Genomic DNA, 24,390 nt, shown 5'->3' on the forward strand with positions numbered 1-24,390 from the left:
TCGATGAGTGACTATGATCAGCAGAGCCCAATGATAAAAATAACCCGCTCAAACTACGCACTCACAGGGGCATCATGCGCACGTCAACTAGCCAATTAATCACCGCGACGCTGTTTTGCAGCTTGATCTTTTCCTCATCAGCGCAGACCAAGACCTACAGCTCTGAAGTATACGATACGGTTGTGATGAATGGTCGGGTCATGGACCCAGAGACGCAAACCGACCGTGTGGCCAATGTCGGCATTCAACAGGGTCAAATTGCGCGAATAACAAGCGAAAACATAAAGGGTAAGCAACTCATTGACGCTCAAGGTCTCATCGTCGCACCGGGGTTTATCGACATCCACTCGCATACCCCGACCCGCCTCGGTGAGCACTTGAGCGTTTTAGACGGCATCACAACTCAGCTTGACCTAGAGGCTGGGTCCTATCCACCTACAAGCTATGGCTATCAGTATCGCGGCGGCGCACAACTGCATTACGGGTCATCAGTCGGACACTTCGCTATTCGCGGGCTCGTCATGGAGGGCGCATCTCAAAGCTACTTCTTCGATGAAACCGGCTTCATCACGTTGGGTGGCGATATGTGGCGCAAGCAAGCAACGTCGGCTCAAGTCGAAGCGATGCGCAAACACTTGCGCAATGGCCTAGACCTAGGCGGCCTAGGGATTGGCGTGCTCTTGGATTACATGACCGAGGCAGTCAGCGAGAGTGAACTGAGTATGATATTCGCCACCGCGGCTGAATATGACAAACCAGTCTACGTGCACGTTAGACGCGGTATGCCGGGCGATCCAACCGGTCTCGACGAGATAATCGCCCTCGCCGAATCGCATGGGGTTGCAACGCTGATTTGCCACATAACTCATTCTGCGATGGGTGGAATCGAACAGTGGCTAGCAAAAATTGATGCTGCCAATGCGCGCGGCGCACGAATTACAACAGAGACCTTGTCATACCTTGCCGGTGGTACTTCGATTGCCGCTGATGTCTTTGTCAATCGCGACTGGCGGGCGATATTTGATATCGAGTATGAGGACGTTCAGTGGGTACCAACAGGAGAATGGTTAGACGAGGAGCGGTTTCTGCGCTACCAGCGCGACTATCCAACGAGCTCTATTAATCACCATTACGTCAAAGAAGACTGGCTGCTCAAAGCACTGGCCTGGCCTGGGATGATGGTATCGACCGATGCGCTCCCCGCATTCGATATCGACGTCAAAACCAATCCAAACATCGCGGGAACCTATGCTCAATTCCTCGGACGCTACGTTCGCGAATTAAAGGTCATGTCGCTCATGGAGGGTCTGCGGCGTATTACGCTATTGCCGGCGCAATGGCTCGCGTTGGCGTCTGATGACTTCTCTAGAAAGGGTCGGATTCAAGTCGGCGCCGATGCGGATATTGTGATCTTCGATGCCGGCAAGATCTCACCACAAGCCCAGTACGGTGATCCTTACAAAGCCTCGCAAGGCATCCATCACGTTCTTGTTGGTGGCCGCCCTGTTGTCACTGACGGTGAGCAAGTTGAGGGGCGCTATCCAGGGAAACACCTGTTAGCGCCGACGGTACGCTAAAGTTTGGAGAATTCTTCGTCGAGATCGTAGCGATTCGACGTGACATAACGCTCCATTGCCGCAACTCGCCGTTCAGCGTCTCGCACCCGATCGCGCGCCCTGTCCATGCGGGTTCCGGGCGCTTCTGAATATCGAAAAGCAGCACGCTTACGATACTTTTGGCGATCTTCGTCGTATTCACGAACAACCTCACCCTCGTACACATCGTCACTCCAACGCGAGTTACGCTTGCTAATAAGAACCCAAGCGGCGATGTAAAGCCAAAACATGACTGATCCGGTAAACAAGAAAAGCGCAAAGGCCGACAAACGCGTAACCCACGTCGGCACTTCCCAGTAGTCAGCCAACCCAGCACAAATGCCACCAAACCAACCGTCTGAGGGATGCCGATAAAGCCCAATACCCCAGCCGTTTTTCCGACCTTCATTGAAACTTTGATATTGGTTACGGTTTCTACGACTCATCGGCCACCTTCCTTTTCATTTCGCCAGTTAGGACGATCCGCGTCCAATATGGCTTCAAGATTTATAATGCGATCCGTCATGCGATCAACCGTTTCAAGCATCTCCTCAAGCGACTCCCGATCTTCATCACTGAGCGCGCGACTTGAATTATTGAGGCTCCGGTAATGCAGTGTTATCCATATGGGCACTACGATCGTGAGAAATACGATCATGGGGACAAACATAAATTCAAAAAAACTCACTTACTTCTCCAATCTGTAAAAAGCCGAGTTGGTTAGGACAAGGCCTTGCCCGTTGCAGCACCTAGTTCATCGGGTTCGCCAACAGCAGAAACGCGATTTGCCAACAGCATCCCGAAGCCTAACGCGCCCAGGACAATTGAGGCCAGCAATAAGGGCTCCACCCCGCCTAAGAAGCTGGCTCCACATACACCGAGCGCTGTGGCAACAAGAATAATGCCCCAGCGTTGCAACCCCCCTTTCCCCCTTGCGTTTACAAGAGAGCGACTAATTTCGTCTACACCGATGGCCTCACCCGAAATTCGAGACATCTGTACCAAGGCATCCAGTCGCTTTTCGAGGGCATTTTGTTGGGCGCGCAACACCAAAAACACGATGATCGCCGGTGTTAAGATAACCACATAACCCACACCGATCGCCATGACTCCTTCCATATTCTCTATACCTTCCATAACGTTGATTACCTACCCTTTCGAAGAATCGACGTGCACCTTAAATTGATACCTTAAATAAGCTCGCGCTCGCCTCGCCGGGCAATTCGTGCCCCCGACGATGTATCGGAATCAAACAACGTTGGTGTACCGAAGACATCCACACTCGCACCGCTCGACGCATCGCCCTGGAAATTGGCTGAGGCAAAAACATCGATACGTGCGCCGCTAGAGGCATCAACAGTCACGACTTCCACTTTAAAAGCGCGTGCGTCGATAACTGCGCCGCTCGATGCGTCGACCTCTACCTCATTGCAGCCCCCGCTAACGACTATTCTGCTCCCACTTGAGGCGTCGAGGGAGAGTTCCTCACAGTCAACCTCAACCGCTGTTACCCTCGCACCCGTGCTCGAGGACAAACCTTCCAGCTCTGAAACAACAACGTCTACCGAGACCCTACCGCCAGAGCTTCTCCAGTTCCAAATACTGGAGGACCAAGAGCCACGCCTGATACGAAGCTCACCATGGTCGACTTCAATTTCGAGCCGTTCTAAATCTTTTTCAGTTTCTGCTCTTGCAACGACCTGAGTTGACGAACCCATAGTGACGTTGACTTCAATACCTTGTGAGGCGGCGACTCGGGTAAAGTGCTCAACATCGAAGGACTGTTCGGTATTTGCTTGTGCCGATAGGGATACGGATAGTGAGAGGCATAAAATGGCGTTGGTATTACGCATTGTTACTTGCCTCATCCCCTTTTTTGCTCACTGCCATCGACTGTTTGAGGACTTCCAACTCTTCATTCAGCACATCGTCCTCCGACAGGGCGTCAATCTCATCGGCAAGACTGGGCTTCCCTCTTCCAAGATTCATGGCATCTAGCTCACCTTCCAGACCATCAACCCGGCGTTCGAAACGCTCGAACCGATCGAATGCTTCGTCAAGGTGAGTACGGTGAATCTGATGCTGGGTTCTCCGACGCTGAGTCACTGAGTCCGCGCGCATTAGGATGGCTTTTCGCTTCGCTTTGGCGTCATCCAGCTTTAGCTGGAGCTGGCCTACTTCGTCATGCAGCTGTTGAATGTGCTCATCCGCCAGCACCAGTTCATCCTCGAGCGCTACGGCATCAGTCTCTATACGACGCTTCTCGTTGAGTGCCGCTCGCGCAAGATCTTCTCGATCCTTGGAGAGTGCCAATTTAGCCTTCTCTTCCCAATTGACTGCTTGTCCTCGGAGTGCGCGTAACTGCCGCTCCTGAGTTTTCTTATCAGCGAGGATCTTGGCCGAAGCAGAGCGCACCTCTACTAATGTGTCTTCCATCTCTTGAATGATCAGCCGAATCATCTTTTCAGGATCTTCTGCGCTGTCACACATCGCGTTGAGATTAGAGTTAATAATGTCCGAGAGTCTCGAAAAAATACCCATAGTGTTTTCCTAAAGCGTTTAGCGATTTTCAGTGCAGTGTTTGCGAGAACTAAGCCAGCAATGATTTTTCAATAAAAATCAGCGGCTTAACGGGCAGACGAAACAGAGCACCACATCAAATAACACCTTTAAAGGCTTTTAAAACCTTTTGAAGGTGGTTAAAATAACCTTTAATAAGGCGTAAATTACCCAAATTTGAGAGTTATGGCAGACGTTCAGAACGTTATTGGAGAGAGTGTCGCTCTTAATCATGCACTCGATCACTTATCGAACCTGGCGCCCATCGATCGGCCTATTCTGGTTATCGGGGAGCGAGGGACGGGCAAAGAGATCGCGGCTAATCGCCTGCATTTCCTGTCCCACCGGTGGCAAGCCCCCTTCATAAAGCTCAATTGCGCGTCATTACCTGAGACCTTACTAGACAGCGAATTATTCGGTTACGAGCCAGGCGCGTTTACAGGGGCGCGAAAAAGCCACGCCGGCCGATTCGAGCGTGCAAATCAAGGCACCCTTTTTCTCGATGAGCTGGGCACCATGCCACTTGCGCTGCAGGAAAAGCTGCTACGAGTGATCGAATATGGCGAGCTCGAGCGAATTGGCGGGTCCGATACGATAAAAGTGGATGTGCGAATTGTCGGCGCAACGAATGCCGATCTAAAGCAAATGGCCGAGGAAGGTTTATTCCGTTGGGATTTACTCGACCGCCTCAGTTTCGACGTCGTGCACATGCCTCCACTGCGAAAACGGGGCCATGACGTCCATCTCCTAGCCGAACACTATGCCATACGGTTCGCGTCTGAATTTGGCTGGTACCACTTCCCCGGGTTCTCAGATGAAGTCCTTGAGACATTTCATACCTACCCCTGGCCTGGCAATGTGAGAGAACTCAAAAACACGATTGAACGCTCGCTCCATCGTCAAGGTGATGACGGCGCCCGCCTTCAGAAGCTCGTCATTGATCCCTTTGACGTTGGCGGACAAACGACAAACAGCCTAAACCCCACTCAGACTACCGAACAGAACGAGGCCACAGCCGCAATACCCAGCGATTTACGCAAAGCCCTCGAGGCGCAAGAAAGGGCCTGGCTTTCATTAGCGCTGACACGCAGCGGTCAAAATCAAAAGCGGGCCGCTGAGCAGCTGGGTCTAAGCTATGACCAGATACGCGGACTTATACGAAAGCATGGGCTGCGCACGCGAGCGAGCCGCTCCTGAAAACAACGTATCGACAAGGCACGCCTGTCATCGACAACGAAACGGTCGATAGATCAGACTTCGAGACGCGATTTATACACCGCGAGATTGCCCTCTACCATCGCATCGATAGAAAACGCAGAGGTTGCTAATCTTCGCCCCTCTACACCCAACCTGTCTCGTAAGCCGCGGTCAGATAGTAGATGCGCCAAATGCTGCTTTAGCGTTCCAACGTCACCAACGTCGAATGTAAGTCCATTCTCATCATGTCGCACAATCTCGGGAATACCACCGGCACGCGCGGCAACGACTGGAACCGCGCAAGCGGAAGCCTGCAGCAGCGCCACTCCGAGCCCTTCCTTCTCCGCTGGATGAATCACCGCATACAAATTAGGCATCACTCGTCGCAAATCATTGCGAAAGCCAACCATCTGAACGCGACCATCAAAATCAGGCTGTTGCACTGCCTGTGTCAGTTCAGACTCAAGAGGGCCTTGACCAAAAATCAAGACGTGAAGATTTGGATAAGCAACAAGTAACTCCGGAAGAACCTCCAGCAGGTAGCGGTGACCTTTGCGGGGGATTAATTGCGCAACGATGCCAAAGGTCATTTCATCCGAGGGCAAAGAAAATTCTTCCTGAAACCACGACCTTTCAATGGGGAGGTTGTAGCTGTCGGAATCAACAGCGCTTCTTACTGCTGTAATAGAACGGGCGTCCACTCCGCATTCCACCAGCACCCGACCTATCGCCTCTGAAATGACAATTACTCGGTCATAGAGCCTATATTTGAGCGGTGCCCACCAGCGCGGCTCGACGTTATCAACCCGGCGTGACAGCACACAGGGAACGCCCGCCATTCGCGCGGCAATGCCACCAAAAATATCGGCACCGCGACGACTGTGTATATGAATCAGGTCAGGTGCCTCGGCTCTAATTATCGACAGGAGCCTAAGAACTAAGCCGACATCTAAATCGCCTTTCATGGGAATGGCGTGAACACGCGTCCCCTCGGCAACGGCGTGCTGGATTGCACCGTCCTCCGGGCAGACAAGCACATTTTGAACGCCCTTCGCTGCCAGCCCGTGTATGAGCCAAGAGACCTGTTGTGCGCCGCCATAAAGAAAACGACCAGCTTCAATGTGAAGGATTTTCACAGCAAAATTGATCGGGTTATGCCAGGAGTTTTTCTTGCTTCGCAAATTCCAGCGTCGCATTAACCGCAATGGTCAGCTTGTCGACAAGCTCATCAACGTGCTCACGCTCAAGAATAAGCGGCGGACAAAGAGCGACTCTGTTTCCGCCTAGCGGCCGCACAATGAGCCCCGCGGCCTCTGCGGCTTTTGCGCAGTACGCACCAACGGCCATACCCTCGAAAGCCTGCTTGGTTTCTTTGTTCGCAACCAGTTCGAGTGCACCAATCATGCCCTTGCCTGACACCTCACCCACGAGCGGATGGTCAACAAACGCTTGCAGTTTCTCTTGAAGGTAATGCCCCACCTCCGCCGCATGTTCGAAAATCTGATCGCGCTCGTAAATCTCAAGTACTTTGTGTGCCACAGCACAGCCGAGCGGATGTCCGCTATAGGTATAGCCGTGCCCAAAGACCCCCATATCGGAAGCTGCACTCTCAACCGCCTCGACAAAATCTCCACTTACAACCGCCGCACTAACGGGGACATAGGCAGAACTCAGAGCTTTAGCAAACACCATCATCTCAGGGCGCATCTCGAGAGCATTGGCACCAAAATCAGCGCCAAGGCGCCCAAATCCACAGATAACCTCATCATCCCACAGTGCTATATCGTACTTATCCAGAACCGCTTGAATCGCTTGATAATAACCAGGCGGTGGAATGAGTACGCCTCCCGCCCCAGACACTGGCTCGGCGATCATCGCCGCTATCGTATCCGGACCTGCTTCAAGTATTTGCGCCTCGAGCTCTGCAGCACGACGGGCCACAAAATCGGATTCGTTTTCGCCGGCTATCGCGCCGCGGTAGAAGTGCGGCGAGCCTGTGCGGATAACGCCGAGCGCGTCGAACGGCAACTGAAAGTGGTTATGGTTTGTTGGAATGCCTGTCAACGACGCCGAAGCCACTGTGACGCCGTGGTAGCCCTTGTCGCGCGCAATAATTTTTGTGCGCTCGGGTCGGCCCGTTGCCGTAGCGTGGTATCGAATCAGTTTCACCAATGTATCGTTCGCATCGGAACCACTGTTTCCCAAAAAGACCCGAGCATCCTTCATTGGTACCATGCGGGCCAGCTTGTCAGCCAACTTCATTGCACTGTCGTGGGTTTTACCACCAAACATGTGACTAAAGCTCAGCTCACGCATCTGCTGTGTAGCGGTCTCGATAATTTCTTCGTTGCCATAACCCAGTGAGGTGCACCAAAGCCCCGCCATACCCTCTAGGTAGCGCTTACCATTGCGATCAAAAATGTAAGGACCTTCGCCGCGTGCGACGACCATTTGCTCAGAGGCAGACGGATTGGTGGTTGGATATAACATGGATGTCATTGCAGCTTCCCCTTTGACGCTTTTACTTTGACCTGCTTTAGCGTCTTAACCGTTGAGACAGACTTTAGTTTGACTCACCTTCCCGATGAAAAAATAGTACACAGTGGGGGTGCTTTTGTCGCGACCACTCCACGGAGATTGCATCGATAAGACAGCGCTTAACGGGCCTTGTTTCGCTCTTTACCGCAACGCTCACAACGTTGTCGCATGACAACTTCCCCGCGCAATAAAGCCAGACTATCAGGCTTTACCTCGCGCCACTTATGTCGACCACGCAGACAAGTCATCGAGGCTTGCTGTTTTCGCATCACCTAATTTATGAGCGTTTTGGCAACCGCCGATTGCCATGATGAAAATCGCGCGGCGCGTTCCTCTTCCGTGATTTCAACATTGAAGGATTTATCCGAGCGCCAGACGTTTGTCACATCGGTCTCTGAACGCCACACACCCTCACCCAAGCCCGCCAGGAAGCATGCTCCGGCAACGGTCGTCTCTATCACCTCGGGGCGCGTTATAGCGCGGTTTAAGTAATCCGCCTGAAGTTGCATCAAAAAGTTATTAGCCGAGGCTCCCCCGTCAACTTTTAACGACTGCATGGCTTCCCCGATATCCTGTTCCATTGCCTTAAGAATATCGGCGTTTTGTAGTGCCATTGCGTCGAGCGTCGCTCTGGCGATCTCTCCCCGGCCCGAACCACGCGTCAAACCGCACAACATACCCCGCGCCTCGGGCGCCCAGTACGGAGCACCTAACCCCGCCAAGGCCGGAACAAATTCAACACCGCCCGCGTCCTTGACGCTTTGCGCCAATGCTTCAACTTCAGGAGCCGTCGCGATAATCCCCAACTGATCTCGTAGCCATTGCACAGCCGCACCACAGACAAACGCGCCCCCCTCAAGGGCATACACGGCCGGCTGACCTTCGCGCTGCCAAGCAACCGTGCTGAGTAAGCCATTATTTGACGCAACGGGTGCGTCACCCGCGTTCATTAAAATAAAAGACCCGGTCCCAAATGTGCATTTAGCATCACCTACAGCAAAACAAGCTTGACCAAAGAGCGCCGATTGCTGATCGCCGGCAACCCCCGAGATAGGGACACCGTCGGGTAACCCCGGCACACACTCAGTGACGGCAAATCGGCCACTCGAGGGACAAATTTCACGCAGAATCGTGCGGGGGACACCAAAAATGGACAACAGCCTGTCATCCCAACTAAGGCTATCCAGCGCCATTAGCGATGTGCGCGAAGCGTTAGAGACATCCGTCTTGTGGGCCTTTGCATTGCTCAGCCGCCAAATTAAATAACTGTCTATCGTCCCTGCACGGAGTTGGCCCTTTTCGAGTAGCCGCTGGGCATCCGGCGCATGATCAAGTAGCCATTTAAACTTTGTCGCTGAAAAATAGGGATCAAGCACCAAACCACTGCGGGCTTTAATCAGTGCTTCATGGCCGTCTGCCTTAAGTTGCTCACAGACATCGGTAGTTCGACGACACTGCCAGACAATGGCGTTATGGATCGCTTTGCCTGTCTGCGCATCCCACAAAACAGCGGTCTCACGCTGATTGGTAATACCGATAGCCGCAACGTTCTCAACAGCATATAGGCCGTCCGCAAAGACGGCTTTTAAGCCTTTAAGAACGGAATCCCAAATCGCCTCAGGATCGTGTTCAACCCAGCCAGGCTGAGGAAAAATTTGAGGGAACTCATGGTTTACCGAGGTCAGTAATTGACCCTCAGCATTCATTAACGCAACCGTAGAGCCCGTGGTGCCCTGATCTATCGCCAGTACTAAGTCAGACACACCACACCTCCAAAAACGATTGAATACCGACTGATTTAGGCCGCGGTATAGCCCTCAATGGCTTTAATCTCGAGGTAGTCGGTGAAGCCATGCGCGCCCCACTCTCGACCATTACCCGACTGCTTGTAACCCCCGAACGGAATATCGGGGCCACCGCTTGCACCATTGATGTGTATATTTCCCGCACGAATCTTGCCCGCCACAGCGCGCGCATGGTCCATATCGCCACTTTGAACATATCCAGCGAGTCCATAGGGCGTATCGTTAGCAATGCGAATGGCTTCTTCTTCGCTGTCATAAGGGATCATGGTTAGGACGGGACCAAAGATTTCCTCTCGAGAAATCGTCATATCGTTGTTGGCCTCCGAAAATACGGTTGGACGCACATAATGCCCGGCGTCGACGCCATCGGGCAGACCCGTACCGCCGCAAACCAGCTTTGCCCCCTCATCGATACCCTTCTGGATGAGCCCTTGGATTTTGTCCCACTGCACTTTCGAGACGACGGGACCCATAGTGGTGTCTTTGTTGGCGGTATCGCCGACAACAACGGTCTCCGAGACAGCCGCCGCAATTTGCTCCGCTTCTGCGAGCCGTCCACGCGGAACCAACATCCGCGAAGGTGCGTTACATGACTGTCCTGTGTTGTTGTACATATGCAGTACACCGCGAGTAACCGCCGCCTCCAAGTCAGCGTCATCAAGCACGATGTTGGGTGACTTACCACCGAGTTCCTGCGTTACACGCTTCACCGTTGGCGCTGCATTCTGAGCCACCAATGAGCCCGCACGTGTCGAGCCGGTAAATGACATCATGTCGACGTCTGGATGCTTTGAAAGTGCTGTGCCGACTCCGGGTCCGTCCCCGTTGACCATATTGTAAACGCCCGCTGGCACACCCGCCTCATGCATGATTTCGGTAAAGATGTACGACGACAGTGGAGCGACCTCACTCGGCTTCAAGACCATGGTGCATCCAACAGCCAGGGCCGGTGCCACTTTGCAGGTAACCTGATTCATTGGCCAGTTCCACGGTGTGATCAGACCGCATACACCAATAGGCTCCTTAACCACGCGGTGCGCACCCAAGTCTTCTGAAAAAGCAAAATTACGGAGGATTTTTGCCGCTTCAGTGATGTGCGCGAGACCCGCATAGGCTTGGGCGGTGGAGGCCAAAGAGATCGGAGCTCCCATCTCCTCACGAATCGCCTCAGCGATGTCGCCGATCCGCGCCATATAAATCTCGGCAATTTTATCAAGGAGCGCTGCGCGCTCTTCAACCGAGGTCTGACTGAAGGTTTCAAACGCGGCCTTTGCGGCTGCAACCGCCGTGTCGACATCAGAATCATTCCCAATGGCGATCGTTGCGCACTGCTCTAGTGTCGCCGGATTTTCGACCGCCAGCGTGTTGTTGGCAGTAGGCTCGACCCATGAGCCGTTGATGTAGAACTTTGTGTAGTCACGCATTGTTTTTCTCCAGTCTTACGACGTTTTTGACGTTATCAATAATGTAGTTAACTTTACTGTAGAACTCGGCTCGGATGCATCCCGTCGACATAACCCATAAATGGTGTGTGAATCGAATACCCCAAAAGCTCCTGCGTCCGCTTGGGGAAGTTTGCTGCTTTCTCAGGCGGCACAGCGAGTAACATGGTCTCAAGCGGTCTCGCCCAGCCAGCGCAGTACTGTGGCGTCACGATCATACGGTCCTGTTCCGAATGATTGGCACCACCTCGGTGCCAGGTATCCCCGCGCATAATCATGACTGAGCCAGCCGGCATTTGGGCTTTTACTGCGGCCGAGTTTTGAGTTGCCTTCGCATCCAAGTCGTCACGCTGTGAGAAATGCGCATCATTTAACCTGCCTTCGATTTCACTGCCGGTCCATCGATGGCTGAACGGTAGAATTTCCGTCGCGCCATTGTGCTCGTCAGTGTCGTCTAGGGCCCAGAACGCAGAAATCCCGAAGATATCATGTGGCTGAGGTATGGAAATGTGGCTATCGTCGGTATGCCAAGGCTGTTCCGTTTCACCCGGGTGCAAGTTGATTGAGAGGCAAGCCGATAAAAGACAGCTTGATCCGAGGAAGTGCTCGGCGAATGCCATTGCCAATGGATGCTGAATCATGTCAGCAAACATGGGCGATTTCGCTAGCAGTGCGTAGAGCCTATGACTCCTTGTGCCCTCGAAGACATTACGCCCTGTAGGGGACTGATCCATGTGCGCATGCAACACCTTGCGATACGCCTCGACCTCGCTCTCATTCATCACATTTTTGATCACCGCATAGCCGCAATCGTGGACATCACGCAGTGCCGTCAAAAAAGCCTCCTGCGTTAACCAAGGTGACACGGCCTGAACGTGTTCAGACGATGGAGTGGCGTGATGAATGGCTGTCATTATTATCTCGAGTTGGTGCGACGCGCCGCTTTAATTCATACTAAGACAAACCAACATACTGAGGCTTCAAACGTGAATCAAGCAGTAGACTTAGACGAACTCACCTTATTTCGCGACATGGCGCGCCGCGCCTTTGACAAAGAGATAACGCCGTTCTACGAAGAGTGGGAACAAGACCACATGGTCCCTCGCCAATTGTGGAATACCCTTGGCGCCGCGGGCCTTCTCTGCCCTGATGTCGATGAGACATACGGCGGTGCAGGAGCAACGCCTCACGTCACCCTCGCCATGATCGAAGAGTTGTCTCGAATGGGATTTGGTGGGTTTGCATCGGGCTACGGAATTCACTCCAACATCGTTGCGCCCTACCTGAGCCGACACGGCACAGAGGCGCAAAAAGCGCACTGGTTGCCGCGCATGGTCACAGGTGATGTCGTCGGTGCGCTTGCCATGACCGAGCCAGGTGCAGGTTCTAACGTACAGGGCATCAGAACCAACGCGGTCCGCGATGGTGATGAATGGGTCCTCAATGGCTCAAAGATATTCATCACAAACGGCATTCACGCTGATCTCGTTATCGTCGCGGCGATTACTGACCCCGGTAAGGGTGCAAAAGGCACATCATTATTCCTCGTTGACGCGCATGCGGCGGGCTTTGAAAAATCGAGAAAAATTGACAAGATCGGCCAGCATGCGTCGGACACAGCCCTACTGTTCTTCACGGATGTTCGCCTGCCTGCAGACGCGCTGCTTGGCGAGGAGAACAAGGGCTTCGCTATTCTGATGGATGAGCTGCCCCGTGAGCGCCTTGGTATTGCAGCCCAAGCCGTTGCCGCCTCGGAGGGCGCACTGGATATCACGATCGAATACGTTAAAGAACGCGAGGCGTTTGGACAGAAGGTCGGTCAATTCCAAAACACTCGCTTTAAGCTGGCCGATGTCAAAACACAAGTGGCGGTTAATCGGGCATTTTACGAACAGTGCGCGCTTAAATATGCCACTGACGAGCTCACTACCGATGAGGCCGCCATGCTGAAACTGGCAAGCTGTGAAATGCAGTGTGACGTGGCCGATCAGTGCCTTCAGCTGTTTGGAGGTTACGGTTACACCACGGAATACCCGATATCTCGCTTCTATGTCGATGCGAGAATCCAGACGATTTATGGCGGTACATCTGAAATCATGCGCGAACTAGTCGCTCGATCCATACTGGGTCGAGACTAACATCGCGCCCCACTCGACTGCGGAAACTCTCATGAACTACTTACCCCTGAGCCGGCTCTTTTTGCCGGCTTTTTTTATCGCATCACTTGTCACACAAGCGGCCATTACGCAGGCGTCTGACGAGAGCTTGGACGCGATTATTAGCAATCACTGGGATTGGGTCCTCGAGCAATACCCTGAATACCGTCGTGAATACGGTGACATGTCCGGCAATCAGAGCTGGACCGATTTAAGCGCCGACGTACTCAAAGAGCGCAATGCCGACACTCAAGCGTTTATTGCTGATTTGTCACGTATTGATCCGTCGTCTTTGAGTCCAACGGCGCAGCTTAACCAGCGAATGCTGAAAACTGCCTTGCAAGAAGAGGTCGAATCGTATGAAAACGGTTTGCATTTGATTGCGTTAAACATGCGTAGCGGTCCACAGCACCGCTACACCATGGTCGAGCGGCTTCCCATGGCGACTGAGACCGACTACATCGATTGGTTAGCTCGACTGGAAAAGCTCCCCGAGCAACTGTCGCAGTATCAGGCGTTGTTAGAAGAAGGGGCAGACCGTCAGCGCACGCAAGCGCGAATCATTATTGAGCGAATTCCCAAGCAACTCGATGCGCTCATTGTTGAGAAGCCACAAGAGAGTCCTTTTTGGGGTGTTTTCGAAACCCTTCCCAACTCGATTTCGCCATCGCGCGCTGAGGAGCTGCAGGCACAGGCAGCGGACATCATCGAAAATAAGTTAATCCCGGCCTACGCACAGTTCAAAGCCTTCATCGAAGAGACGTACCTTCCTAATAGTCGAGCGCACCCAGGAATTGGCTCGCTGCCCGGCGGAAAGGAAGTCTACGCCATGCTCGCGAGACACTTCACAACCACAAATATGACCCCAGAGGAGATCCATAATGTGGGTCTGGCTGAAGTCGCTCGGATACGCGGTGAGATGATAGAGGTTATCGAGGAAGTAGGATTTGACGGTGATATCAATGCCTTCAATGACTTTCTTCGAAGCGATCCACAGTTTTACTACGAGACGGCGGAGGAACTGCTTGAAGGCTATCAAGCGGTCTCAAAGCGCCTCGATCCACAACTCGTCAAGCTATTTGGACAACTGCCTCGCATGCCGTATGGCGTGCGTCCCATTGCTCCGGAGCTAGCACCTGACACCACGACCGCCTTCTACATGCGCCCGGCACTCGACGGTAGTCGTCCCGGTTGGTATTACGTCAATCTGTACAAGCCGGAAGTCCGCCCAAAGTACGAAATAGAAGTACTGTCCGTTCATGAGAGCGTACCGGGCCATCACCTACAGATAGCCCTCGCGCAGGAAATTGAGGGGCTTCCTGAGTTTCGGCGAAACAGCAGTGTCACCGCCTTTATAGAGGGCTGGGGACTGTATTCCGAACGCTTGGGTTATGACATGGGTCTCTATGAGGACCCCTACTCCCGTTACGGGCAACTCATTTATGACATGTGGCGAGCCGTCCGTTTGGTCGTCGATACAGGTATTCACTATTTCGGTTGGTCTCGGCAAGAGGCGATCGACTACTTCAAGGACAATGCCGCGAAGACCGAAGCCGATATTATTAATGAAATCGATCGATATATTGGTTGGCCTGGGCAGGCTCTGGCATACAAAATTGGGCAACTCAAAATGCTGGAGCTTCGTGCCTTGGCTGAGCAAGAGCTTGGTGAGCGCTTTGACATACGCGCATTCCATGATGAATTACTTGGGGTCGGAGCTATTCCGCTGGATGCGCTTGAAGTAAGAATGACCCGCTGGATCGAACAAGAAAAAAGGAAGCTTTAAATGGAATCAGAGGGAAGAAACAATCTTCCCTCTGAAAACATCGAGCAATGTCCGGCCAGCACGACACGATCACCCTTTAGCCAACCCTCTATTTCGCCACCGCGCGCCGAGATTTGTCTCGCGCGCAGCTGACTTCGTGACAAGCGTTGCGACCAAAAAGGTATGAGCTGACAGTGGGCTGATCCCGTAACGGGGTCTTCATTAACGCCCAGCTGCGGAATAAAAAAACGTGATACATAGTCAACGTCTGACCCCGCCGCCGTTACGCTCACTCCCATCGAAGTCGCTGACATAAGCGCTTCAAAATTAGGCGAACAGTCTCTAACCGCTGTTTCATCTTCGAGCTCGCAGACCATCTGCCATGCCCCCTGAATAGGCTGGAAGCTGCGGGAAACGCTGACACCCAAAGCTTCGGCCAGTCTTGGCGGCGTTTCAATCTCAACCATGAGGACGGCGGGAAATTCAATAAGATAGCGTCCTGATTCGCGCGTTACGAAAAGCGGACCGCTGGCGGTATCAAAGGTTAATCGCGTGCCTTGCCAGTGATCCCAGTAATCGAGTGCAAACGCTGCAGCTAAGGTCGCATGACCGCACAGCGGCACTTCGTCCGTTGGCGTAAACCAACGCAGGCGAAAGTGATCGTCTCCTTGGCTGACGAGAAAAGCGGTTTCGCTTAGATTATGTTGCTCGGCGATAGACTGCATTATCGTCGGAGAGAGCGGTTGCTTTGTCTCGACGACAGCCGCCGGATTCCCACCAAAGGCGCTCTGGGTAAAGGCATTAACGACTAATACTGGCACCTCGTTAACAGCAGTCATTTATCAATTCCAACAAGCCAATGCCATACTCTGGATCACGCAAGACGATCCAAACAGTCAGAGAGCGTTCCCACCAACCGCTCCAGCTCAGGTCGCTGCATAACAAAGTGAGGGGCCATTTGAATGGTGTCACCGCCATACCTTACGAGAACACCTTGCTCCCACATAGCCATGGCTAACTCAAAAGGCCGTTTCAAGGGCTCATCTCCTGCAGCCTCGAGTGTTATTGCACCGGCGAATCCGTAGTTGCGAACGTCCGTTACGAAGGGTTTTTCACTCAGCTGCTCGTGCAGCAGGTCCTCGAAATATGGCGCTTCCTGCGCCACCCTCTGCGGTAGCTGTTCGTCAACCAAGACATCGAGTGCCGCCAGACCAGCAGCACAAGCCACTGGGTGAGCCGAATAGGTATAGCCGTGTGCAAATTCCAGCAAGTAATCGGGACCGGCCGTCTCCATAAACGTATTGTGAATTTCAGAGGAAGCGATGACCGCCCCCATGGGGATAACACCGTTGGTCAATTGTTTGGCCACGTTTAAAATATCTGGCACCACCCCAAACGCATCGGATCCGGTCATAGCACCGCAGCGACCAAAACCCGTAATCACCTCGTCAAAAATAAGCAAAATACGGTGCTTGTCACAAAGCTCGCGCAGTCGTTTCAGGTAGCCAGTGGGAGGAGGTAAAACACCGGCTGAGCCCCCCATTGGCTCAACAATAACCGCCGCGATAGTCTCCGCCCCATATAGCTCAACAAAACGCTCAAGCTCTTGCGCTAGGTGAGCGCCTGTCTCGGGCATACCTCGCGAAAAAACGTTTTCAGGGAGCATGGTATGAGACAGGTGATCTGTCTCTAATACCTCGCCAAAAAGGTGTTTATTGGCGGGTATGCCTCCCACGGCAACCCCGCCAAAATTGACTCCGTGATAGCCCTTTTGACGGCCAATAAAGCGCGTCTTTTTCGTCTCACCCTTTAATTGCCAGTAAGCGCGCGCCATTTTCAAGGACGTATCTGCCGACTCAGAACCAGAGTTGGTGAAGAAGACATGATTGAGGCCTTCAGGCATGAGCGAAGCTATTTTTGTGGCCAGCTCAAACGCTTTTGGGTGACCAAACTGAAATGGCGGACAAAAATCGAGGGTCGCAACTTGCTCACTGACAGCCTTTGTAATCTCAGGACGTGCATGTCCGAGACCTGAGGTCCAAAGTCCGGAGTGGCCGTCTAGGACTTTCCGCCCATCGCTATCGGTAAACCAAACCCCGTCGGCGCCCGTTATGATGCGAGGATCCTGCTTGAACTGGCGATTACCCGTATACGGCATCCAATAAGCGCTTAAGCCAAAATCTGTTTTCATAACATTCTTCAAGTTCAGTTGTTGATTCATGCTTTCAAGCATCAAGAGGCAACGCTCGATTTTTGAGCGGAAACTCAGCCATACTGGCAAGGCAATCTGCACACCCAGTCTTCGCGTACTTTATCCAACGAATCACGCTGGCGCTACGCGTGACGATCACAAATGTAAGGAGATGAGTCCATGAAAAACGCTCGATTGAAAACAATACTTACGGTTTCATTATCGGCGGCAATTGCCCTACCCGCACTCGCGCACATTGAGCGGTCAGAACCCTTGCAGTCACTGCGCCAATCTTACTTTGCGCTCGTTGGAATGACGTTTGGTCCAATGGGTGACATGGTTAAAGGGAAGATTGAATGGAATGGCGACCAATTTGCAACATGGGCGAACGACTTAGCCGCCATTTCTAGCGTAAGCGTCGAGCGTGGTTTTGCGCCCGGCAGCGACAAGGGTAAAACACGCGCTAAACCCGCCATTTGGGAGAATCCTGAAGACTTCGCTGAGAAGTTGGCCGCATTACGCACGGAAGCGGCAGCGCTGTCTGCCGCAGCAAAAAGTGGCGACAAAGCGGCGGCCGTTGCCCAGTTCAAAAAAACGGGCGGCACTTGCAAGGCCTGTCATGACGAGTACAAAGCGCGCAATTACCTCTATTAACGATGAGCGAGGGCCTTGTGGAACCTCGTAGCTTCCGATTAAGTCCCAGCTAACACGGTGCCCGCTGGGCACCTTTATCACAGCGGCTCTCGGCATTCTGACAGTGCGCGCTTAGTAGTAGCTCGGAGCCTCAGGCGCGAGCAAAATGGTGGCGGCCAGAACACCGCTCATGGTCAGCACGGTCAAGATGGCGCGCCACCCAGCAACCGGCGCGTGTACGGACTCTCTACCCGAATGTGACCCAAACCACATAGTCTGAACTAGGGGTCGACGCTTTTTAAACTGATACCAAGCAATGGCACAAAGATGCAGTGCGATAAGTGCTTGCAGAACGACCCACCCAATGTCGTGCCACTGCAGGGCTAAGTCGATGTACTCACCTCCAAAGTAATAAGCCAGGGGGCCGTCAAAGGCGACGTCATCAATGCTGAACATCCCCGATAGTCCCTGCACCAGCACCGCAAACAGCAGCGCCAGTACCGAGTAAGCACCGAGTGGGTTATGCCCAACTGATGGCGCCTCTGCCTCTGGGGCAGCCTTTAAATAGGCAAGCACCGCATTAGGGCTGCGAACAAAGTGCGCAAAACGACTGTGAAAGCTGCCGACAAAGCCCCACATAAATCGCGTCGTGACTAAAACAATGAGCGTGTAGCCTCCATAGCTGTGCCACTCCATCCGGCCCGTCTCACCGGTCCACCAAAGAAAGCCAATACCGACCGGAAAACACCAGTGAATAAGCCGGGTGGGCAAATCCCACACCGGATGCACAACCATTAGGGCGCCATCACGTTAAGCAACGCACTAACCGAAGCCTCAACACCCAAGGTTACCGAGCCCTCGGGCTCTATTTTGAATAGCGGCGAGTGATGGGACGGTATAGGAGCGCCACCATTGGCCGCGGCTTTAAATGCCGACTCTGGGGTGCCACCAACCGCAAAATACAAGCTGGGGATGTAAGGGTCTGTCGTAAAGAAGCCAAAATCCTCAGCACCCATACCAAGCCTTTCACCGTCATTGAAAATTTGCGAACCAAAATACTCATTCCATCCGCTGCGAACCTCTCTCGTGAAAGCCACATCGTTAATGGTTGGAGGTACACCCTCTCCTTCATAGACAATCACTTCCGGCAGCATTTCATCAGGTAATCCGGCGACGCGGCCCATATTGATTGCGACCCGTTTTATGCCCTCTAGTAAGACCTGTCGATCCTCCGGGCTCTCGCTGCGCACGGTAAGCTGAAGTTTTGCCGCATCTGAAATAATGTTGTGCTTGGTACCGCTGTGAAATGACCCCACGGTAATAACCCCGGGCCGGCGTGGCGCAAGGTTGCGACTGACTACCGTCTGCAAACCCATCACGATTTGCGATCCAAGTACAATCGGGTCAACACCTGTGTGTGGGCTCGCCCCATGGGCGCCTACGCCCTTGATCAGAATATCTACCGTATCAGCGCCCGAGTAAGCCGACGTCTCAGGTGCGGCAAGCTGCCCTGTCGGTAATGCGCTCGTAACATGAAAGGCCATGGCGTAGTCAGGTTTCACGACGCGGTCCCATAGACCGTCCTCCATCATGACCCGCGCACCCGCCACTCGCTCCTCAGCTGGCTGACCTAGCAGCATCAGTGTTCCTGACCACTGGTCCTTGCGCTCTGCCATCAACTTTGCTGTACCCACCAAACTGGTTATGTGAACGTCGTGCCCACAGGCATGCATCACATAAACCTCGTTACCATCCCAATCCAACTGCTTCGCTTTCGATGCATAAGCCAGTCCAGACTTCTCCTGCACGGGCAAACCATCCATGTCGGCGCGAAACATTACGGTAGGGCCAGGTCCATTTTCCAACATTGCAATGAGACCGGTTCCGCCGATGCCCCTGTGAAGCGTGTACCCCAAAGCCTCAAGCTCATCCCCGAGACGGGCGGCTGTTTTGTCCTCTTTAAATGACAACTCAGGGTTTTCATGAAAATGGATGAATAAATCCTTAAGCTGCGTGTCGTACAGTGACTGCACATCTTCAGCAAGGGTTGCAGCATTAACTGCATAGCTAAAAAGCGCACTCAGAAAGGCAGCAGCCACAGAAAGAGAGGTCTTTATGTTGTTCATTGATTCACTGTCCTATTATTTTTTGGAGCGTTACGGTTATCCTGCATCAAATTCGCTGTTCGTTCATCACCCATAAAAGAAACGTCAACTTTTTGAGTCGTATATGTATTTGCATCGACGGGCCTTGGCCCTCATCCTATTGGCCTTTGTATGCACAGCTCGAGCAGAGGTAACCCCGACATTGAACAGTGACGCAATAGAGGCGGCCTTTGGCAGTTACGGCGTAGAGGTCATTGACCAGGGGCTCGGTACCCGGGTTGCTAACCTGTTTAGCGGCCGAGACTCAGAAAAGGTGTGCCGCACGCTCGCCGTAACTGAATTTGTGCAACCAATAAACCCGGCGTTATTAGGCAGCCACCAAGAAATCCTAGACGGTAACAGCATCGGTGCAACGTTACGGTCTGCCGGTTTCACTATTAATAAGAAGCTACTCATCAAAACAGAAATCCCTGCAACCGCAGCCTTCATTGCCTTAGCGCGTGGCACCGTCGGTGAGGGGCAAAACTTGTTCACTAAGGTTTATGCACTTTACGCAGAGACGCCAGACGATTCACTGCCGTATGCCGTGATCGCGGAGGCGTATCATCCAGCGCATTATCCACCCGTTCACAAAGAGGTAACGGAGATTGCCGACCTAAAAGAGGCGGCCCAACGCGCCCTCAAAACATTGCAACGGTTCCGCCTTAAAGAGGGGCTTAAGACCCCAGCTGCATAACAAAGCTTAGCGGAATACCCAGCTGACTTGCCCTTACTGCAGCCGTTTTTCGGTCCTCACCTGCTAGGGTCGCCACCCACAAGTTGGTAGAGCGCGCTCCCGAGCGGCAATAGGCCAGTGTTTTTTTACCGCTGTTCATTGCATCGTCCATAGCGGCGAGGTCATTACCGGGGAATGTAAACGCATTGACGGGGTAACGGACAAAAGCCACGCCGGCGTCGGCACAGGCGTCTTCAATACTGTCCATAGACGGCTGATAGGGCTCTTCATCATCTGGTCGATTACAGATAATCGTCTCGTAGCCCGCCGCGGCGAGCTGAGCAACATCTGCGGGTTGGATTTGACCCGCCATTGAGAGTGTATCGGTCAGTTCTATCAACGCTGTCATGGAATCCCCTATTTCTTAAGTTAGTTTTGAATGATGCCCAACTCTTCTCTCAGCACACGAACAATGTCGTCGCGTGGATTCTCAGAGACATCCAGCGGTCGACCGGTAATACGCTCTGCAATATCGATGTAGGTGGAAGACACATCCATCATCATCTGCCTGGGCAACACAGTGCCTGTTGCAAAGGCATAGCGTTCGTCCATCCGGTCTTTGTTGATCAGAATGTCCGGATCATCCGCATAGGCCAGCAACGCCTGCCGAAACCCTTCTTTACTGTTCTCGACCACCTGCCCCTGAGCGTAGGCTTTAGCGTCCCAAATTCGTGAGGAATCCGGCGTGCCAACCTCATCCATGTAGATCAATTCATCCACCCCGTCACGGTTTGTGGCGTAGCCAAACTCAAACTTAGTATCCACAAAAACTTGTCCGAGACTGTCGATCTCCTCAGCAATGACCTCAAAGCCTGACGCCAGCAACGAAGCGTAGTGGTCGACATCGGTTGCAGATTGAAATTTAAACGCCTCCCAATGCGTGCGCAGAATGTCTTGACTTACGTTGACATCATCCACTTCGGGAACGTCGGGAACCCCCGTCATTATGCCTTTTGTGGATGGTGTAATGAGGAGATGTTCTAGTCTTTGATCGCGCACTAACGCCTCAGGTAATCGGATTCCACAAAACTCCCGCTCGCCTCGCTCATAGGCCCTCCACATAGAACCCGTGATGTACTGCCGTGCAATCGCTTCAATCATGATTGGCTTTGCACGCTGTACCACCCATACCAGCGGGTGAGGTGTTTCTAAGATATGACTTCGCGCAAGTCCCGCTTCGCCAAAGCGTTGGAACCAGTGACCAGAAATCGCATTCAGTGCAGCGCCCTTACCCGGCACGCCGTCCAATCCGCCCTCAGCACGCCACATACACTCAAAGGCTGAAAGACGATCGCTAATGACCATAATCGCGAGTTCAGCTGACGGGTGCGCGGGATAGTCACGCTCCTTTATTAAACGGGCGCTATCCGCTTTTGTCAGCCAATAAACAGACCGGACCTTCCCCGAATGGACAGATTGCTCCGTACGAATGGGTAGATCGTTGTTTTGAGCCAAAACACGCAACTGAACAACACCGACGAGATGTGGGAAGACTTACTATTGTCCAATATCCGTTAATGTTTGACCAGTGAGTCGATGGCGCTATGCTTCGCGTTGATTTTTTACCGATAACAAAAAACGGGACTCTTTATGTATCTTCGCAAGACAGCATGTCTCCTCTTGATCATCGCTTCGGCTAGTTCGTGGGCTGACACATCTGAACCTGCACTTGAAACCATCATCGTTACAGCGAATCGCACTGCTGACAGCGGCGCAACACTGGGACAAGCTTGGTCAGCACTCTCGGCCGAAGACGTTGCCGCTGTGGACTTGCAGCACAGTAATCAGCTGTTTAATCGAGTTTCGGGTGCCTGGGTTAGCCGAGGAAATGGACAAGAATCCCTTATCTCATTGAGATCTCCAGTTCTAACCGGTGCGGGTGCCTGTGGCGCATTTTTCACAGCAGAGGACGGTATCAATCTGCGCGCACCCGGCTTTTGCAACGTCAACCAGCTGTTCGACGCAAACTTGCTTCAAGCCAGTGGCGTTGAGGTGGTGAAAGGCCCGTCGAATGCAACCTACGGATCCAATGCGGTAAACGGCGTGATCAATGTACTGACGAAAAGTGCAGAGCAAACGCAAGACTCTTTTGGTCTGCAACTGGGTAGCAGAGATTTTGGTCGTGCGCGCATCGCCGCGAGTAACGGCGGCGTTGCGTTGAATGCTAACGCAACAACTTATGGCGGCTACCAAGCGGAATCCGGTTACGACCAGCAAAAAGCAAATCTCAGATTCGACGGCGAAGTCGACGACTGGCAACTCACAGGCGTTGTTTCAGCGTCGAATCTGAACCAAGAGACCGCGGGCTACATTCAAGATGGCAAAGGCGCCTATCGAAACAGTGCCGCGCGCAAGGTCAATCGAAACCCCGAGGCCTACCGCGATGCGCGTTCGCTGAGAGCTCATCTGCGCTTCGAGCGTGAATTGGGTGATCGCACAGTTAGTATCACACCTTATTTACGCTCCAACGAGATGGAATTTCTGCAGCATTACCTACCTTGGAAGTCTCGCGAGATGAATGAGCACGACAGTTTAGGCTTGCAGGCTCACCTACGAGGGGTGAGTGCCTGGGGTGAGTACATAACGGGCATCGAATTCGACTCAACCGACGGTCGACTGAAGGAAGACCAGGCAGAATCTTTTAGTCCTAACCAGCCTGCTGGTATCCATTATGACTACCAGGTGGATGCGACAAACGTTGCCCTATTTGGGCAAATAGAGGTCGCCCTTGCTGAAGACTTGCTCCTGCAAGCTGGACTTCGCTCGGAGCGCACCGATTACGATTACACAACGCGAGAAGCGGCGGGATCAGCTTGTGCCCCGGAGGCCAGTGCTTGTCGTTTTTATCGCCCCGAGGACCGGTCCGACGACTTCTCAAACCTATCTTCTAATCTCGCCCTGGTTTGGACTCGCGGTAGCCACAATCTCTACGTGCGAACAGCGCAGGGATTCAGAGCGCCGCAGGCGACCGAGTTGTATCGGCTTCAGGCCGGCCAGCAAGTTGCCGACATTGATTCTGAGGAGGCCACCTCGCTCGATATCGGATGGCGATTCAGCAACGAACGAGTGTCGACTGATATTTCTTTCTATGGGATTGGTAAAGACGAGGTAATTTTCCTCGACCGAAATCGTCAAAGTGTCAGCGGCGCCTCAACGCGCCATCGCGGTATCGACATCGATCTTTCCTGGAGTATCGATGACACGCTAAGTGCGAGTCTCAATGCATCCTTCGCTGATCATACGTATGACAGTGACATCCAAATCCTAGGCAGTCGTGATTCAATAAAGGGCAATGACATTGACACTGCACCTCGTCACTTTGGTAGCGCTCGAATTAAAAAATCGATAACACTAAGCGACCGTCCAGCAAGTCTCGAGCTCGAGGCAGCTTGGGTAGATGAGTACTTCATCGACCCCAATAACCAGCATACCTACCCCGGGCACGAGCTTATTAACGCTCGCGCAGAGTGGCTGATAAGCGAAAAAGTCTGCTCAACACTTACCGTGACCAACCTATTGGACACAGGTTATGCCGAGCGAGCCGATTACGGGTTTGGTAACTACCGGTACTTTGTGGGGGAACCAAGAAGCGCCGTTCTCGGTCTATACTTCGCGCTATAACAAAAACA

Annotated in this window: 23 protein-coding genes; 7 read left to right on the forward strand and 16 right to left on the reverse strand. The window is 52.9% G+C overall.

Annotated features, from left to right (window positions below; all coding sequences use genetic code 11):
• The first annotated feature begins 74 nt into the window (after positions 1 to 74).
• Entirely contained in the window at positions 75 to 1,577 is a 1,503-nt protein-coding gene (locus tag E0F26_RS10265; protein WP_279241566.1) for an amidohydrolase family protein, read from the forward strand.
• Here E0F26_RS10265 and E0F26_RS10270 read toward each other — a convergent pair.
• From E0F26_RS10270 to pspA, 5 genes are read right to left on the reverse strand one after another with little or no spacing between them, the layout of a single operon-like run.
• The gene (locus tag E0F26_RS10270) at positions 1,574 to 2,041 is read right to left on the reverse strand and encodes a PspC domain-containing protein (RefSeq protein ID WP_279241567.1); all 468 of its coding nucleotides are present in this window, start codon (positions 2,039 to 2,041) and stop codon (positions 1,574 to 1,576) included. The genes E0F26_RS10265 and E0F26_RS10270 overlap by 4 nt on opposite strands.
• Positions 2,038 to 2,283, reverse strand: coding sequence for an envelope stress response membrane protein PspB (pspB, locus tag E0F26_RS10275; protein WP_279241568.1), 246 nt, complete (start codon positions 2,281 to 2,283; stop codon positions 2,038 to 2,040). The genes E0F26_RS10270 and pspB overlap by 4 nt, the downstream gene beginning before the upstream one ends.
• Before the next feature lie 32 nt (positions 2,284 to 2,315).
• The gene (locus tag E0F26_RS10280) at positions 2,316 to 2,732 is read right to left on the reverse strand and encodes a hypothetical protein (RefSeq protein WP_279241569.1); all 417 of its coding nucleotides are present in this window, start codon (positions 2,730 to 2,732) and stop codon (positions 2,316 to 2,318) included.
• A gap of 53 nt (positions 2,733 to 2,785) precedes the next feature.
• On the reverse strand, positions 2,786 to 3,448 hold the full coding sequence (locus E0F26_RS10285) for a GIN domain-containing protein (RefSeq protein WP_279241570.1): 663 nt from the start codon (positions 3,446 to 3,448) through the stop codon (positions 2,786 to 2,788).
• Positions 3,441 to 4,136, reverse strand: a complete 696-nt coding sequence (pspA, locus tag E0F26_RS10290) for a phage shock protein PspA (RefSeq protein ID WP_279241571.1) — start codon at positions 4,134 to 4,136, stop codon at positions 3,441 to 3,443. Before pspA ends, E0F26_RS10285 begins: the two co-directional genes overlap by 8 nt.
• 204 nt (positions 4,137 to 4,340) lie before the next feature.
• Between pspA and pspF the strand changes: the two genes are divergently transcribed.
• Positions 4,341 to 5,351, forward strand: coding sequence for a phage shock protein operon transcriptional activator (gene pspF, locus E0F26_RS10295; protein ID WP_279241572.1), 1,011 nt, complete (start codon positions 4,341 to 4,343; stop codon positions 5,349 to 5,351).
• A gap of 53 nt (positions 5,352 to 5,404) precedes the next feature.
• On the opposite strand, the gene E0F26_RS10300 is transcribed toward pspF, so the two are convergent.
• From E0F26_RS10300 to E0F26_RS10320, 5 genes are all read right to left on the reverse strand, one after another.
• Positions 5,405 to 6,487, reverse strand: a complete 1,083-nt coding sequence (locus E0F26_RS10300) for a glycosyltransferase (protein ID WP_279241573.1) — start codon at positions 6,485 to 6,487, stop codon at positions 5,405 to 5,407.
• Between the two features lie 16 nt (positions 6,488 to 6,503).
• The gene (locus tag E0F26_RS10305; protein WP_279241574.1) at positions 6,504 to 7,850 is read right to left on the reverse strand and encodes an aminotransferase; all 1,347 of its coding nucleotides are present in this window, start codon (positions 7,848 to 7,850) and stop codon (positions 6,504 to 6,506) included.
• Between the two features lie 311 nt (positions 7,851 to 8,161).
• Positions 8,162 to 9,652, reverse strand: a complete 1,491-nt coding sequence (glpK, locus tag E0F26_RS10310; protein WP_279241575.1) for a glycerol kinase GlpK — start codon at positions 9,650 to 9,652, stop codon at positions 8,162 to 8,164.
• 35 nt (positions 9,653 to 9,687) lie between these two features.
• Positions 9,688 to 11,118, reverse strand: coding sequence for an aldehyde dehydrogenase family protein (locus E0F26_RS10315; protein WP_279241576.1), 1,431 nt, complete (start codon positions 11,116 to 11,118; stop codon positions 9,688 to 9,690).
• Positions 11,119 to 11,171: 53 nt separating this feature from the next.
• Positions 11,172 to 12,050, reverse strand: coding sequence for a phytanoyl-CoA dioxygenase family protein (locus E0F26_RS10320; protein ID WP_279241577.1), 879 nt, complete (start codon positions 12,048 to 12,050; stop codon positions 11,172 to 11,174).
• Between the two features lie 72 nt (positions 12,051 to 12,122).
• Here E0F26_RS10320 and E0F26_RS10325 point away from each other — a divergent pair, with 72 nt between their 5' ends.
• Together E0F26_RS10325 and E0F26_RS10330 are read left to right on the forward strand one after the other, a co-directional pair.
• A complete protein-coding gene (locus E0F26_RS10325) occupies positions 12,123 to 13,274 on the forward strand; it encodes an acyl-CoA dehydrogenase family protein (RefSeq protein ID WP_279241578.1) in 1,152 nt (383 codons plus the stop codon).
• Positions 13,275 to 13,305: 31 nt separating this feature from the next.
• Positions 13,306 to 15,078, forward strand: coding sequence for a DUF885 domain-containing protein (locus E0F26_RS10330; RefSeq protein ID WP_279241579.1), 1,773 nt, complete (start codon positions 13,306 to 13,308; stop codon positions 15,076 to 15,078).
• On the opposite strand, the gene E0F26_RS10335 is transcribed toward E0F26_RS10330, so the two are convergent.
• Positions 15,075 to 15,896 carry a PhzF family phenazine biosynthesis protein gene (locus E0F26_RS10335; RefSeq protein ID WP_279241580.1) on the reverse strand — a complete coding sequence of 274 codons (822 nt, stop codon included), beginning with the start codon at positions 15,894 to 15,896 and terminating at the stop codon, positions 15,075 to 15,077. The two genes, E0F26_RS10330 and E0F26_RS10335, sit on opposite strands and share 4 nt — an antisense overlap.
• A gap of 35 nt (positions 15,897 to 15,931) precedes the next feature.
• On the reverse strand, positions 15,932 to 17,248 hold the full coding sequence (gene aptA, locus E0F26_RS10340; protein ID WP_279241581.1) for an omega-aminotransferase AptA: 1,317 nt from the start codon (positions 17,246 to 17,248) through the stop codon (positions 15,932 to 15,934).
• Positions 17,249 to 17,428: 180 nt separating this feature from the next.
• Between aptA and E0F26_RS10345 the strand changes: the two genes are divergently transcribed.
• Positions 17,429 to 17,902 (forward strand): c-type cytochrome, encoded by a 474-nt coding sequence (locus E0F26_RS10345; protein ID WP_279241582.1) that lies wholly within the window; start codon positions 17,429 to 17,431, stop codon positions 17,900 to 17,902.
• Positions 17,903 to 18,013: 111 nt separating this feature from the next.
• On the opposite strand, the gene E0F26_RS10350 is transcribed toward E0F26_RS10345, so the two are convergent.
• Both E0F26_RS10350 and E0F26_RS10355 read right to left on the reverse strand, forming a co-directional pair.
• Complete coding sequence (locus E0F26_RS10350; protein ID WP_279241583.1) at positions 18,014 to 18,676, reverse strand: cytochrome b/b6 domain-containing protein; 663 nt, start codon at positions 18,674 to 18,676, stop codon at positions 18,014 to 18,016.
• Entirely contained in the window at positions 18,676 to 20,007 is a 1,332-nt protein-coding gene (locus E0F26_RS10355) for an amidohydrolase (protein ID WP_279241584.1), read from the reverse strand. Before E0F26_RS10355 ends, E0F26_RS10350 begins: the two co-directional genes overlap by 1 nt.
• Positions 20,008 to 20,188: 181 nt before the next feature.
• Between E0F26_RS10355 and E0F26_RS10360 the strand changes: the two genes are divergently transcribed.
• Positions 20,189 to 20,722, forward strand: a complete 534-nt coding sequence (locus E0F26_RS10360) for a hypothetical protein (protein WP_279241585.1) — start codon at positions 20,189 to 20,191, stop codon at positions 20,720 to 20,722.
• Here E0F26_RS10360 and E0F26_RS10365 read toward each other — a convergent pair.
• Together E0F26_RS10365 and purC are read right to left on the reverse strand one after the other, a co-directional pair.
• The gene (locus tag E0F26_RS10365; protein WP_279241586.1) at positions 20,703 to 21,110 is read right to left on the reverse strand and encodes a protein tyrosine phosphatase family protein; all 408 of its coding nucleotides are present in this window, start codon (positions 21,108 to 21,110) and stop codon (positions 20,703 to 20,705) included. The genes E0F26_RS10360 and E0F26_RS10365 overlap by 20 nt on opposite strands.
• Before the next feature lie 20 nt (positions 21,111 to 21,130).
• Complete coding sequence (purC, locus tag E0F26_RS10370; protein WP_279241587.1) at positions 21,131 to 22,225, reverse strand: phosphoribosylaminoimidazolesuccinocarboxamide synthase; 1,095 nt, start codon at positions 22,223 to 22,225, stop codon at positions 21,131 to 21,133.
• A 126-nt stretch (positions 22,226 to 22,351) separates the two neighbouring features.
• On the opposite strand from purC, the gene E0F26_RS10375 reads away from it, so the two are divergent.
• Complete coding sequence (locus E0F26_RS10375) at positions 22,352 to 24,382, forward strand: TonB-dependent receptor (protein ID WP_279241588.1); 2,031 nt, start codon at positions 22,352 to 22,354, stop codon at positions 24,380 to 24,382.
• The last annotated feature ends 8 nt before the right edge of the window (positions 24,383 to 24,390 follow it).

The organism is Candidatus Paraluminiphilus aquimaris (assembly GCF_026230195.1).
In the GTDB taxonomy this organism is placed as follows: Bacteria; Pseudomonadota; Gammaproteobacteria; order Pseudomonadales; family Halieaceae; genus Luminiphilus; species Luminiphilus aquimaris.